The organism is Simiaoa sunii, from assembly GCF_014337175.1.
In the GTDB taxonomy this organism is placed as follows: Bacteria; Bacillota; Clostridia; order Lachnospirales; family Lachnospiraceae; genus Acetatifactor; species Acetatifactor intestinalis.
In genome coordinates this window covers 340720-355207 of sequence record NZ_CP060633.1, presented here as the reverse complement: position 1 = coordinate 355207, position 14488 = coordinate 340720, and the positions used below count along the sequence as shown (strand labels likewise).

The window sequence follows — 14488 nt, the reverse complement described above, 5'->3', positions numbered from 1 at the left end:
CTTTTGCGGAGCTGCTGTCGGCAGCTCCTGTTTTTTTCAACTTTTTTTCAACTTTTTTCAAAAAATTTGATTTTCAGGTGAGAGTTTTTTCGCTTTTTTGTACCTAATTAGATGAAGGGCATATGTATTTTATGACTTTACTTTCCGAAGGGAGGTTTTCAACGATATGTATGATACAGAAAAGCGGGTCGAACTTGTGAAAAAACGGGTGCATGAAAAATATCGCCGGAAGAAGCGCCGCGGGATCTGCCGGCTGTCTGCCCTGTGCACAGCATTGTCTGTGTTCCTTGTGGGAACGGTGTACACTGCAGCCGGTCAGACGCAGATCACCGCCCGGGGAATGTACGGTTCTATCCTGCTGCATGAAGACGCCGGCGGTTATGTGCTGGTGGGGGTAATTTCTTTCGCCACGGCGGTCATGATCACAGTACTGTGTATCAGACTCCGGGAAAGAGAACACCGCGGACAAGGCACGGGAAAAGGAAACGCATCACAACAACGGGAGGAAAAAAATTCATGAAAAAGCAAAAAATTCGGTTCTATGCGGCGCTGCTTTGCAGTTCCATGGTATTTTCTCTGGTCTCCACGCCGGTATCGGCAGCAGAAACCGGACATCTGACGAATCCCCCGACATCCACAGAGGGTCCGGGATCCCCGGAAAGCGCATCGGGAAATGAAGCGGCAGCTGCCCTGAACGGGCTGTACACAGCACTGCCGATTGCAAACGGTGTGAAAGAGGTGGCGACAGCCGAAGAACTGGCGGCTGCACTGGCAGATAGCAGTATTTCCAGGATCACACTGAAGGGTGATGTTGAAATCAGCAGTACTCTGACAGTTAACCGCACTGTGACGCTGGATTTGAACGGTAATGTACTGAAAATGACCGGCGGCTTCAGCGTAATCAAGGTAGAGTCGGGCGGCAATCTGACAATTGCGGACAGCACTCCCAACAAAGAACATAAATTTAACCCGAACTATACAGATATGTGGGGATGTGGCCTATGGAAACTGGACAAAGACACCGGCACGGAAATCGTCTCTGGTGGGGTTATTACGGGCGGTGGCGGTAATTTTGCCCACAGTGATGGCGGCGGTGTGCTTGTTAATGTCGGCGGTAAACTGACCATGACCGGTGGCAGCATCGTCGGATGCTCGGCAGGTGGTCTCGGCGGCGGTGTACACCTTGCTTATGACTCTTCCATCGGCAAGAGCAGCACATTCACCATGACGGGCGGAAGTATTATCGGCTGCGCGGCAAAAAACGGCGGCGGTGTGTCTGTCTCCCCGGGGTGCACATTCACCATGGGTTCCGGCTCTGAGATCCGCAACTGCAACGCACAATCCGGGGGTGGTGGTGTGGACATCAGCGCCCTGTGGAATTCAAATATCATCGGCTACTTTATCATGAACGGCGGAACAATCCGTACCTGCACAGGATTATACGGCGGCGGTGTGTACAACTCTGGATCCTTTATTATGTTAAGCGGTACGATTAAAGACAGCATCAGCACCGCCCCCCAGTATGCTTCAAGCGGCGGGGTGTGGAATGATAATCAGTTCACCATGACAGGGGGCACGATCGGTGATCCTGGTAATCCGAATGATGCAAGCTCTGTATACAATACTTCCACTCAGAGAGTTACTCTTACTATAAGCGACAATGCAAAAATCTACACAGATGTAACAAACGTTGGCATCCTGAATGCTGACGGCGGCAAAATAACCGGCACAATGACGAACGATACCAACGAGTACGGCAGCGGCACGATCACCGGCAGTGAGGGTGCCGCCGGCAGCACTGAGTTCCATGGCAAAGTGACCAACACCGGCACCATCCGGAAGGGCACATTCAAGAATGAGGTCATAAATGAGAGCAGTGGTACCATTAACGGCGGCACATTCACCGGCGCGATCACGAACAATGATGGTACGGTTTTAGACGGTGATTTCAGCGGTGCCACCCTGAACGGTATGCTCGTGATCACTTTTGACCCGGACAATGGAGACCAGAGCATCACCAAGAAAGTAAATTGGAGCAAGGACGGAGCGGCACTCACCGCACCGTATCCTGTTCCCACCAAAGAGGGGCATAGTCTTGAAGGCTGGTATTATGATAACAACGGTACGGAAACAAAATGGAACTTTGACACGGATACAGTCAAATGCACTATGACCCTCAAGGCAAAATGGACGAAGAACACGACTCCCATCATTCCCGGCAACAACACCAACAATATCGTAGAGCAGTATAAGACTGACGACAGCAGCTCAGGAGAACAGACCGACCGTGAAGTTCCCTCTCCTGTCGTGAAAAACACCACCTCCTATATGACCTATACCGTACAGGCAGGTGACACTCTCTGGGCAATCGCCAGAAAATACAACTGCTCCGTAACCGAGATCGTGGCAGCCAACAGTGACCGGATCAAGAACCCGAACCGGATCCACGCCGGCTGGCAGCTTAAAATCCCCAAAAGTGGAGCGCCCGTCTCAGGCAGCACTCCCGATGCTGTCCTGCCTGAGAATAAGAAAAGTGGGATATACATCGTCAGACAGGGCGACACCCTTTGGAAAATCGCCAGAAAGTACAACTGCTCCGTGGCTGAAATCATTTCCCTGAACCGGGAACTGATCCGCAACCCTGCTCTGATTTATTCCGGCTGGGAACTGAAAGTACCACAGAATTAAGGAACGGAGGGACAAATAAGTGAGAAAACAAAGAAAACGAATTTATGCGGCACTGCTTTGCATTTGCATGGTACTTTCTCTGGTCTCCACGCCGGTATCGGCAGCGGAAACCGGACAGATGGCAAATACCCAAGAGCACGCAGCGGAGTTCTATTCGCAGGAAAGTGTATCTGGAAACGAAGCCTCCAGTGTATCAGAAAACGTAGCTACGGCGACCCTGAATGGGCTGTCCGTGGCTGTACTTGCTGCAAACAGTGTAGCAGAGGTGACGACAGCGGCAGAACTGACCGCGGCGTTGGAAAACAGTGCAAATGACACTGTCAAACTGATGGCAGATATTACTATCGACTCTACATTGGTTGTCAGCCGTACCGTCACTCTTGACCTGAACGGCCATATACTCAAATATGAAAACAATACTGTCCAGGGCAGCGTTATCACGGTGGGAAGTGGCGGCGTGTTGACGCTTCAGGACAGTGATGCAACGGCTTCGCACCATTTTACCCCGGACAGTAACGGCCTGTGGGTACCGGATGAAGTAAATGGCACGGAAAATGTCTCCGGCGGCATTATCACAGGAGGTGATGCCCCATATGGCGGCGGCGTGTATATCCATGATGGCGGCAGGCTGACAATGGAAGGGGGAAATATTGTCGGCTGTAAGGTCGGCGGCGGCGATGGCTCGGGCGGAGGCGGTGTGTGTATTAAAGGCGGCACCTTCCGCATGATGCGTGGAAGCATCATAGGTTGTTTGGTGGATATTTATTTTGCCTATGGTGGCGGCGTATGGCTCGAGGGGAGCAGCAGCGAATTCATTATGGAAGGCGGCAGCATTGAACATTGTGTAGTCAATAGTCCTTCTCATGGTTATGGTGGCGGGGTATGCGCAACGGGTGCAGCCGGGGATCCGGCGGGGGGTGCGCGCTTTACCATGACAGGCGGAAGCATTACGGAATGCAGTGTCAGCGGTCGTCTCTCTGGCAATGGCGGTGGCGTAGGCATAACGCCAGAGCTAGGAGGTCGTCCTGTTTTTACGATGAGCGGCAGCGCATTTATTGGCAGTAATACAGCTCAAACGGTTCACTACTTTAACCTATTGTCTGGGGATAATATATGTATTGAAGGCGGCATAATGCATGCCAATGGCGGAACAGTGGCAGCGTCGCCGGCCGGATCAAATAACTGCTCAATGTATAATTATTCAAGCGGATTGATTACCGGCGGAAGCAGTGAAACCACTATTTTCAAAGGCTATGTTGTAAACTGCTCATACGCTACAATTTCCGGTGGCAAGTTTATGGATACGGTGTTAAATGACGGATATTCCTGTATTATTTCCGGAGGCGAATTCTATGGGGCGGTAACAAATAAGGGAACGATTAACAACGGTGTATTCTATGGATTAGTGACCAATATCGGTACAATTAATGGCGGGGCGTTTGCAACCCTGCCGGCTAGCGGCGGTTCCACATGGTATCCGGTAACCTTTGAGTGGAATGACGAAACAGCTAAAGCAGAAAATCGTCATGTGATGGAGAATACTACAGTCACTCCTCCTGCCCCTGCCCGTAGCGGCTATCGTCTTGCCTATTGGTATCAGACAGATGAAAACACAGCGTTTGACTTTGACACCCCTGTTACTGGAAAGATGACACTGAAGGCAAAATGGGCGCGGTTATATGCCATAGATGTCCTGACCGAGGGACAAGGCACTGCGCAGGCCAGTCCGACTTCTGCGGCAGCGGGTGACAAGGTTACGCTGAGTGTCACACCGCATGAGGGCTATTGCCTCAAGGAATGGGCGATAAATCCTGACACCCTAAGCATCGGGGACGACAATACATTTACCATGCCGGAGGGTCCCGTAACCGTGAAAGCGGTTTTTGAAGGCATCCCCTATTCCGTAACGCTGCAGATGAACGGCGGTACGATTGCCAGCGGAAAAGAAGTAACCGGCTACACTTACGGCACCGGAGCAGTTCTTCCGACCGCCGATGATATCACCCGCGAGGGATATCGCTTTGACGGCTGGTACGCAGACAGCAGTTTTTCCGGTTCGCCCGTCACAGAGATCACAGGTACCGATACGGGAGACAAGGTATTCTACGCAAAGTGGATGCGGAACACGACTCCCATCGTTCCCGGCAACAACACCAGCAATATCGTAGAGCAGTATAAGACTGACGACAGCAGCTCAGGAGAACAGACCGACCGTGAAGTTCCCTCTCCTGTCGTGAAAAACACCACCTCTTATTTGACCTATACCGTACAGGCGGGTGACACTCTCTGGAAAATCGCCAGAAAATACAACTGCTCCATAACCGAGATCATGGTAGCCAACAGTGACCGGATCAAGAACCCGAACCGGATTCACGCCGGCTGGCAGCTTAAGATTCCCCAAAGCGGAGCGCCCATCACAGGTGGCACTCCCGATGCTGTTCTGCCTGAGAATAAGAAAAGTGGGATATACATCGTCAGACAGGGCGACACCCTCTGGAAAATCGCCAGAAAGTACGGCTGCTCCGTGGCCGAGATCATCTCCCTGAACCGGGAACTGATCCGCGACCCTGCTCTGATTTATTCCGGCTGGGAACTGAAAGTACCACAGAATTAGCCTCCCCTGAAAGAATCTACCGGGCCAGTCATACTTCATAATGTCGGATTGAATATTTTATCTAAGGGAAAAAACGAAAAAATAGACGGCCAGAGGCCGATGATCTGAGTTCCTTGAATTCTTTAGATTTCTCAAATCCGCGCAATCGGCGGACACATTTCGATTGCGCGGAAATCTGAGCTATGAAATTCCATAAATACTTTGTTTCACCTGTGTGCCCCGGTCAGGTGATGTTTCCAAAACAGACATACAAAGCTTACAGCTCCTCGATCACTTTCATAAGCTCATCTACATCAATGCCATGTACCATAGCTGCCTCTTCCAGGGTCTCTCCCTGTGAAGCAGGGCATCCCAGGCAATGCATTCCTGCATCGAGGAGTACGGGAGCTACTTCAGGATTGGCACGTAAGATCTCGCCAATGGTCATGTCTTTTGTTACTCCGGTCATATCGGTCTCCTTTCTGCCGTATAAGGCTTTTTTAGTATAATACTTTCCCCAAAAGATTACAAGAATATTCTTGTACATCAGCATTTGTTCCTCCCCCGGGATCAGCTCTGCCGCAAACCACATTCATAAAAGCATTTGCTTCACAAATGGCGCCGCTTCGTAGCTCACATTTATTTCATGTTGGTGCGCTTTGTCCATGAAAAAGAGGTTTTCGTGCTTTGTGCGCAAGCGCCCTCACCAGGGGATAGTCTTTTTATGTCAGAGCTGATGTACAAAAGCGCGTACATTACCTAAAACTGTTGACACTTACCCTTGTCAGGTAGTACACTTTTATCGTAAAGAAACAGCTTGGGACGCCAGCGCAACTGGTACTCTCAGTTGATAATATTAATTGTTTTTACTAGAAGGAGGTAAATTTTCATGGCAGAAGCATGGAGAGGCTTTAAAAGAGATGGCCACTGGGATGTAGACGTCAATGTACGTAACTTCATCCAGACCAACTACACTCCGTATGATGGAGATGAGAGCTTCCTGGAGGGACCTACCGAAGCAACTGATAAGCTTTGGGGCAGACTTCAGGAGTTACAGAAGGAAGAGCGTGAGCATAACGGCGTTCTGGAATGCGAAACAGAGATCGTATCCAGTCTGACCGCTTATGGCCCTGGCTATATTGATGAATCTATGAAGGATCTGGAGCAGATCGTTGGTCTGCAGACAGACAAGCCTTTAAAGAGAGCATTCATGCCTTATGGTGGTATTAAGATGGCTCAGCAGGCAGCAAGCACCTATGGCTACGAAGTAAATGAAAAATATGACAAGATCTTCAATGAGTATCACAAGACTCACAACCAGGCAGTATTTGATGCTTATACCGATGAAATGAAGGTTGCTCGTCATACCCATATCGTTACCGGTCTTCCCGACACCTATGGTCGTGGACGTATCGTAGGCGACTACAGAAGAGTTGCTCTGTATGGTATCGATTTCCTGATCGAGCAGAAAAAGAAGGATAAGAAGAACTGCGGTACCGGCGTTATGACCGAGGAAATCATTCGTCTGAGAGAAGAGATCGCTGATCAGATCAAGGCTCTGCAGGGAATGAAGGAAATGGCTAAGATCTACGGCTACGATATTTCCGGTCCCGCTACCACCGCCAAGGAAGCTATCCAGTGGTTATACTTCGGTTACCTGGCAGCTATCAAGACCCAGAACGGTGCAGCTATGTCCGTTGGACGTATCTCTACTTTCCTGGACATCTATATTGAGAGAGACTTAAAGGAAGGCACCCTGACCGAGAAAGAAGCTCAGGAGCTGATCGACCATATGACCATGAAGTTCCGTATGGTTAAGTTCGCTCGTATTCCTTCTTACAACCAGCTGTTCTCCGGTGACCCCGTATGGGCTACTCTGGAAGTTGGTGGTATCGGCATGGACGGCCGTCATATGGTTACCAAGAACGACTATCGTTTCCTGCATACTCTGGAGAACATGGGACCCAGCCCCGAGCCGAACCTGACTGTTCTGTACTCCAGCGCTCTGCCTGATAACTTTAAGAAGTACGCAGCTAAGATTTCTGTGAATACTTCTTCCATCCAGTACGAGAACGATGACGTTATGAAGCCTATCTGGGGTGATGACTACAGCATCTGCTGCTGCGTATCCGCTACTCAGACCGGTAAGGAGATCCAGTTCTTCGGTGCTCGTGCTAACCTGGCTAAGTGCTTACTGTACGCTATCAACGGTGGTAAGGATGAGAAGCATCTGGACAAGGACGGCAAACATATGCAGTGTGGTCCTGAAATCGCTCCTATCACTTCCGAGTACCTTGATTTCGACGAAGTTATGCATAAATATGACATCATGCTTGACTGGTGTGCATCTCTGTATGTTAACATCCTGAACCTGATCCACTACATGCATGATAAGTACTACTACGAAGCAGCTGAGATGGCTCTGATCGATACCGATGTAAGAAGAACCTTCGCAACCGGTATTGCAGGTCTGTCCCATGTAGCTGACTCCCTGTCCGCTATCAAGTATGCTAAGGTTAAGGTTATCCGTGATGACCAGGGTTGTGCTGTAGACTTCAAGATCGAAGGCGACTTCCCTAAGTACGGTAACGATGATCCCAGAGCTGATGAATTCGCTGTATGGCTGCTGAAGACCTTCATGGAGAAGATCAAGAAGAACCACACCTACAGAAATTCTGAGCCTACCACTTCCGTACTGACCATTACCTCTAACGTTGTATATGGTAAGGCTACCGGTGCTCTGCCCGATGGTAGAGCAGCTTACACACCGTTCGCTCCCGGTGCATCACCTTCCTACGGTGCTGAGAAGAGTGGTCTGCTGGCTTCTCTGAACTCTGTAGCTAAGCTGCCTTATGAGTATGCTCTGGATGGTATCTCCAATACCCAGACTATGGCTCCTTCCGCTCTTGGTCACAACCTTGACGAGCAGAAAGAAACTCTGGTACGTGTAATGGATGGTTACTTCGATCGTGGTGCTCATCACCTCAACGTTAACGTATTCGGTACCGAGAAGCTGTTAGATGCACAGGCTCATCCTGAGAAGCCTGAGTACGCTAACTTCACCATCCGTGTATCCGGTTATGCTGTTAAGTTCATCAGCCTGACCAAGGAGCAGCAGGATGATGTTATCGCAAGAACCTGCCATAAGAGTCTGTAATTCTTACAGGTTTTGAGATAATTGATGTATATGGGGCCGGGCAGTAATGTCCGGTCCCTTTTTGGATATACTATTCGTAACACTCACCCCTCAGCTGCCTGCATGGCAGAGAATGGAGATTATTACAATGATCAAAGGCAGAATTCACTCATTAGAATCCTTCGGCGCAGTAGACGGACCCGGAATCCGCTATCTTATCTTCCTCAAGGGCTGCAATATGCGTTGTCAATATTGCCACAATGTAGATACCTGGAATCCCGACACTGACAATCTGATGACAGCAGACGAGCTTCTGGATAAGGCAGAGCGTTTCCGCAGCTACTGGGGCAAAGAAGGCGGCATCACCGTCAGCGGCGGCGAAGCTTTATTACAGATTGATTTTCTCATCGATCTCTTCCGTAAGGCTCACGAGAGAGGCATCAACACCGACCTTGATACTTCCGGACAGCCTTTTACCAGAGAAGAGCCCTTCTTCTCCAAATTCAACGAATTACTGAAATATACCGATCTTGTCATGTTGGACATCAAGCATATTGATGATGAGGAGCACAAAAAACTCACCGGCCATACCAACAAAAACATTCTGGACTGCGCAAGATACCTCTCCGAACAGGGTATCCCCATGTGGATCCGTCATGTGCTGGTACCCGGAATCACTGACAATGACGAATATCTGAAGAAAACAAGAGAATTCATTGACACTCTGGATACCGTTATGAAGGTAGAAGTTCTTCCCTATCACACATTAGGGGCATACAAATGGAAAGAGCTGGGAATCCCCTATAAGCTGGAAGGTGTGGAACCCCCCACCGAGGAGAGAATTCAGAATGCGAAGAAGATCCTGGAGTTCAATAAATATAAATAAACAACTGTAACTAATGATAAAAAATACTAAATAAGACTTGTATTCAAGCCCTATTTATATTACAATACTAATAGTTATATTGATAAATTTGTATCAAACAATATGATTTGATACACGCAAAATAGGAGGAAAAGATTATGGCATTTGTTATTGGTGATGCTTGTGTAGCATGTGGAGCTTGTGAAGCACAGTGCCCCGTTGGCGCTATCAGCATGGGCGACGGAAAGTTCGAAATTGATGCAGATAAGTGCATCAGCTGCGGTTCCTGCGCAGGTCAGTGCCCCGTTGGTGCTATCGCAGAGGATTAATTTCCGACTTAAAATGCAACCTTGGAAAGGCATTTCAGAAAATGAAATGCCTTTTCTTTTTTTCTGCTTTATGTTTTTCATTCTCTTTTGGATTCACGGGTGTATCTTTTGGTTGTTTTTGCAACCGTCCTTTGGTCTTTTTCCGTAACAGCTCGTCCATCTTCTGATAATATTCTTCGCTGCGCTGTTCCAGCCTGCGATCCCGCTCTTCCTCACGCTCTTCTCTGCTACGGAACTGATAATCCAGTTCTTTCACCATGCTCTCCTTTAATTCCCGACATAGCTCCTGATTATTTTCTTTTACGGCTTCACGGATCATCTGCTGCAGAATCCACTGTAGTCTTTTAACCTTCTCCTCCCGGTTTTCGCCTGTCAGCGAGGTCTCCTGCACCGGTGATGGTACTGTTTTCTTCACTGTCTCATCTACAATTTCAATTGCCATACGCGGTGCGGCAGCTGCTTCTTTTTCTGTCGTTTCCTCCGGCAGCACATCCAGTTTCCCGTCCTTTAATATCATTTTAATTGCTTTCAACTGTAATCCCCTTTCTTTCATGCTCTTGATCTCTTTGAAACGTTCTACATCTTCTTTCGTATAATAGCGATGCCCCAATTCGTTACGTTTGATGGGCAGGTGCAGTTCTTCCTCCCAGTAACGAAGCACATGGCTCTCCACCTTTACCTGTTTTGCCGCATCCGAAATCAATAAATACTCTCCCATAATCTCTCCTTTTCTAAATTGTCATATTATGAAAATGTGAAATAAAAAAGAGAACAGGTACAGGGGAATTTCCCTTACTTGTTCTCTTTCGTGTTTTATATTCTGTATTCGCAGGATACTTAAAAATCTTTTTTTCTGTCGTTTTCCAGGTTAGCGAACTTGGTGTACTCCGGCAGCCATGCCAGTTGTACGGTTCCGATCGGACCGTTTCTCTGCTTGGCAATGATGATCTCGGAAATACCCTTGTCCGGTGAATCATGGTTGTAATAATCATCACGGTAAATAAACATTACCACGTCGGCATCCTGCTCGATAGCTCCGGATTCACGCAGGTCGGACAACATCGGCCGATGATCCGGTCTCTGTTCTACCGCCCGGCTCAACTGGGACAGAGCCAGCACCGGTACGGATAACTCTCTGGCTACCGCCTTTAAGGAACGGGAAATATCGGAGATCTCCTGCTGTCTGGAGTCGCTGCTTCTGCCGCCGCTGCCTGACATCAACTGTAAATAGTCGATGATGATCATGGACAGTCCATTTTCCTGTTTCATTCTTCTGCATTTGGAGCGGAGCTCTGCAATGCTGATGCCCGGCGTGTCATCAATCATCAGTTTGGATTTACCGATGACACCGGCACTCTCGATCAGTCGCTCCCACTCCTGGTCATTCAGCTGGCCGGTACGAAGCTTCTGTGCATCCACGCTGGATTCCAGGGAAAACATACGGTTGATCAGCTGCTCCTTACTCATTTCCAGACTGAATATGGCTACCGGCAGATTCTGCTTAAAAGCCACATGCTGCGCGATATTCAGTACAAACGCTGTCTTACCCATGGAAGGACGGGCGGCGATCAGCACCAGATCAGAGGGCTGCATACCGGCAGTACGATAATCCAGATCAATGAATCCGGTGGCAATACCTGTAACAGTTCCGTGAAGCTTGGATGCCTTCTCGATCTTGTCCATAGCATTCATAACCACCGTACGGATCGGGACGAACTCTTTTACATTCTTTTTCTGTACTACCTCATTGATCTTGCTCTCGGTACTCTCCAGGATTGTATCCAGACTTTCTTTCCCGCTGTAGCAGGTATTGGCAATCTCTTCGTTGGTACGAATCAGTCGTCTGAGGGTTGCTTTCTCCGCAACAATACCGGCATAGTACTTAATGTTAGCGGAGGTGGGCACCGATGCGATCAGGTTCGTCAGGAAATCCAGTCCGCTGACCTCCGGCGGCACATCTTCCCTGGATCTCAGTCGATCCTGCAGGGTAACAAAATCCACCGGTTTTCCCTCGTTGTTCAATTCCACGATCGTGTCAAATACAATACCGTACTGACGATTGTAGAAATCCTCTCCCGAGATCTGTTCCGTCGCGGCAGCGATTGCCTCCGTATCGATGAACATAGATCCGATCACCGACTGTTCTGCCTCCAGGCTGTGGGGCATTATTCTTTTGATTACATTTTCATCTATAGCCGGCATGGGCCTGTCTATGCCTCCGTAACTTTCACCGTCAGTTTTGCTGCCACCTGAGGATGAAGCTTTACTGTCACCTCATAGGAACCAAAATTCTTCAGGCTCTCGGGAAGTACAATTTTCTTCTTATCGATTTCAATGCCATGCTGTTCCTTGCAGGCAGTTGCGATCTCCTTGGAAGATACGGAGCCAAAGGTCTTGCCGCCTTCTCCTGCTTTGATCTTAACCATGACCTGCTTAGTCTCCAGCTCCGCTGCCAGAGCTTTTGCCGCATCCAGGTTCTCCTGTGCTACTTTTTCTTCATTCGCTTTTTGAAGCTTCAGGTCATTCATATTTTTGGAAGTTGCTTCCACACCGATCTTTTTCGGTAAAATATAGTTCCTTGCATACCCTTCGCTGGCTTCAATGATATCTCCTTTTTTGCCCAGCTTTTTTTCATCCTGAAGTAAAATAATTTTCATGTTATATACCTGCCTTTCCTATCTCTAAATCTCTCCGGATTCCAACATATCGTCAATGGTATGCTTCAGCACGCCGATGGCTTCTACCAATCCTACACCCTCCATCTGACAGGCTGCAGTGTTCATGTGACCGCCGCCACCCATACGTTCCATAATGATCTGTACATTAACCTCATCAATGGATCTGGCACTGACATAGATCTTACCCTGATAATCCGTGAGTACGAAACTTGCCTTGATTCCTTTGATATTCAGCAGTTCGTTGGCTGCCTGTGCCCCAATGATCGTAGGACTGGGCAGATCCTCCGCGGTACACAGAGAGATGGCAAAAAACTGCTTGTAAATCTCTGCCTGGCTGACTGCGTCTGCCTTTGCCTTATATTCTGCAGCATCCTCACGGAACAGTTTTCTGACTCTGGTGACATCTGCGCCATTTCTACGCAGAAATGCGGCAGCTTCAAAGGTGCGGACACCGGTCTTGGTCATAAAGTTGTTGGTATCGATCATGATACCGGAGTACATACAATCCGCCTCTTCCGTACGGATCTTGATATTGTCATAAGTGTACTGCAGGATCTCGGATACCATCTCACAGGCCGAGGATGCATAAGGCTCCACATAGGATAATGTGGCATTTTCTATAGTCTCTGTGCCCTGTCTGTGATGGTCCAGAACCACTACAGATTTACAGAAGCGCAACAGATCCGGGCATTCTGTAATGGACGGCTTATTGACATCCACGACTACCAGTACGGTGTTGCTGCCTGCCATATCAATTGCCTGCTGGCTGGTGATGATCATATCTTCATCATATTCCGGGTTATTCTTAAACAGCTCTACCAGAGGCTGAACAGAAGTCGTCGCCTCGTTCAGTACAATATGGGCTTTTCTGCCCAAAGTCTGGGCAATCCGGTAGATACCCACTGCAGACCCGAAGCTGTCCACATCAGGCATCCGGTGCCCCATAACAATGACGCGATCCTTGCCGGTAATGATCTCCCGCAGGGCGTGGGCTTTTACTCTCGCCTTGACACGGGTATTTTTCTCTACCTGCTGACTCTTGCCACCGTAGTAGGTAATGCTCTCCGGAGTCTTGATGACCGCCTGGTCACCACCACGTCCCAATGCCAGATCAATGGCAGTACGGGCGAACTCATAATTTTGTGCATAGGTCAGACCATCCAGTCCGATACCGATACTGATAGTCACAGCCATTTCGTTACCGATGTTAACGGTCTTCACTTCTTCCAACAGATCAAAACGGCTCTCCTGCAGCTGCGCCACCGCTTTTTTCCGCATGATCACAAGGTATTTGTCCTTCTCCAGCTTTTTACTGATACCATCCAGGGAAGCAATGTATTTGTTCACCTTACGGTCAATCAATGCGATCAGCAGGGACCTGCGGACTTCCTCTACGCTCTCCAGCGCTTCCTCATAGTTATCCAGGTAGATCATTCCCACCGTGAGGCTCTGATCATCCACTTCCTGCAATGCAATGTGCAGCGCGGTCTCATCAAACAGATAGACCGCGATCAAATAGCCGTTGTACCCTTCCGCATCGATCATATCGCTGTGTTCTGCCATTTCCTTCAGGGAAATCTTACGGAACTTTGCTACGTATTCACAGCCTTCATACTCCAGTTCGTACTGTGCCTCATCCACACCGGAATCATCCGGAAGCCTGTCCCTGGTAATGGTAGGGAACAGGGAAGTAATGGATTTGTTATATCCCTTTGGCTGGTGTACCACATTTTCAAAGGCAATATTCGTCCAGATCACCTTGCCGGAATCATCCAAAAGGGCATAAGGCAGTTCCAGATCCCGCAACAGTTTCCGCTGGATCTGTCCATACTCCGTGGCAAAACTGATCAGTTCATTCATAATGATCGGTTTATTATAGAAATACAATGTCAGTGTAATTGCAAAATAGAAGATCGTAAATCCGAAAGTAAGCAGTCCGGCACGAAAATCCAACATAAATACCGCGGCATCAATTGCCAGCAGCAGAAGTCCCAGATACAGGGTGAACTGAATATATGTACGGATTCTTCCCTTCAGTCTGATTCGTTTTTTCATCAAAGAACACCTCTCAATGTTTGCGTTCGACAACTTCTATTATAACAAATAATATACCACTATGCCACCATATTATTTTGACGAATAGACAATATTCCTCTGTCAAATTTGTGCTTTTTGTCAGCATTTCAGGTTAAAATCGCT

The 14488-nt window shown here is 48.5% G+C and carries 11 protein-coding genes; 6 read left to right on the top strand and 5 right to left on the bottom strand.

Features of this window, described 5'->3' with window-relative positions; translation table 11 throughout:
- Positions 1 to 166 precede the first annotated feature (166 nt).
- From H9Q77_RS01705 to H9Q77_RS01695, 3 genes are read left to right on the top strand one after another with little or no spacing between them, the layout of a single operon-like run.
- Positions 167 to 520, top strand: a complete 354-nt coding sequence (locus H9Q77_RS01705) for a hypothetical protein (protein ID WP_249326402.1) — start codon at positions 167 to 169, stop codon at positions 518 to 520.
- Positions 517 to 2688: a LysM peptidoglycan-binding domain-containing protein gene (locus H9Q77_RS01700; RefSeq protein WP_249326401.1), complete on the top strand. Its 2172-nt coding sequence runs from the start codon at positions 517 to 519 to the stop codon at positions 2686 to 2688. The genes H9Q77_RS01705 and H9Q77_RS01700 overlap by 4 nt, the downstream gene beginning before the upstream one ends.
- A gap of 19 nt (positions 2689 to 2707) precedes the next feature.
- On the top strand, positions 2708 to 5302 hold the full coding sequence (locus H9Q77_RS01695) for a LysM peptidoglycan-binding domain-containing protein (RefSeq protein ID WP_249326400.1): 2595 nt from the start codon (positions 2708 to 2710) through the stop codon (positions 5300 to 5302).
- A gap of 256 nt (positions 5303 to 5558) precedes the next feature.
- Here the strand turns inward: H9Q77_RS01695 and H9Q77_RS01690 are convergent, their stop codons facing one another.
- Complete coding sequence (locus H9Q77_RS01690; RefSeq protein ID WP_117465768.1) at positions 5559 to 5750, bottom strand: DUF1858 domain-containing protein; 192 nt, start codon at positions 5748 to 5750, stop codon at positions 5559 to 5561.
- A 420-nt stretch (positions 5751 to 6170) separates the two neighbouring features.
- Here H9Q77_RS01690 and pflB point away from each other — a divergent pair, with 420 nt between their 5' ends.
- The 3 genes from pflB to H9Q77_RS01675 all read left to right on the top strand — a co-directional run bounded on the left by pflB (position 6171) and on the right by H9Q77_RS01675 (position 9611).
- The gene (pflB, locus tag H9Q77_RS01685; RefSeq protein ID WP_118551066.1) at positions 6171 to 8438 is read left to right on the top strand and encodes a formate C-acetyltransferase; all 2268 of its coding nucleotides are present in this window, start codon (positions 6171 to 6173) and stop codon (positions 8436 to 8438) included.
- Between the two features lie 127 nt (positions 8439 to 8565).
- Positions 8566 to 9303: a pyruvate formate-lyase-activating protein gene (pflA, locus tag H9Q77_RS01680; RefSeq protein WP_022154897.1), complete on the top strand. Its 738-nt coding sequence runs from the start codon at positions 8566 to 8568 to the stop codon at positions 9301 to 9303.
- A gap of 137 nt (positions 9304 to 9440) precedes the next feature.
- Positions 9441 to 9611 carry a DUF362 domain-containing protein gene (locus tag H9Q77_RS01675; protein WP_022154896.1) on the top strand — a complete coding sequence of 57 codons (171 nt, stop codon included), beginning with the start codon at positions 9441 to 9443 and terminating at the stop codon, positions 9609 to 9611.
- A gap of 34 nt (positions 9612 to 9645) precedes the next feature.
- On the opposite strand, the gene H9Q77_RS01670 is transcribed toward H9Q77_RS01675, so the two are convergent.
- The 4 genes from H9Q77_RS01670 to H9Q77_RS01655 all read right to left on the bottom strand — a co-directional run bounded on the left by H9Q77_RS01670 (position 9646) and on the right by H9Q77_RS01655 (position 14344).
- A complete protein-coding gene (locus tag H9Q77_RS01670; protein WP_022154895.1) occupies positions 9646 to 10329 on the bottom strand; it encodes a helix-turn-helix domain-containing protein in 684 nt (227 codons plus the stop codon).
- A 119-nt stretch (positions 10330 to 10448) separates the two neighbouring features.
- Complete coding sequence (gene dnaB, locus H9Q77_RS01665; RefSeq protein ID WP_118547298.1) at positions 10449 to 11804, bottom strand: replicative DNA helicase; 1356 nt, start codon at positions 11802 to 11804, stop codon at positions 10449 to 10451.
- A 17-nt stretch (positions 11805 to 11821) separates the two neighbouring features.
- Complete coding sequence (gene rplI / locus H9Q77_RS01660; protein WP_022154893.1) at positions 11822 to 12268, bottom strand: 50S ribosomal protein L9; 447 nt, start codon at positions 12266 to 12268, stop codon at positions 11822 to 11824.
- A 24-nt stretch (positions 12269 to 12292) separates the two neighbouring features.
- Positions 12293 to 14344 carry a DHH family phosphoesterase gene (locus tag H9Q77_RS01655; RefSeq protein WP_022154892.1) on the bottom strand — a complete coding sequence of 684 codons (2052 nt, stop codon included), beginning with the start codon at positions 14342 to 14344 and terminating at the stop codon, positions 12293 to 12295.
- Between the last annotated feature and the right edge of the window lie 144 nt (positions 14345 to 14488).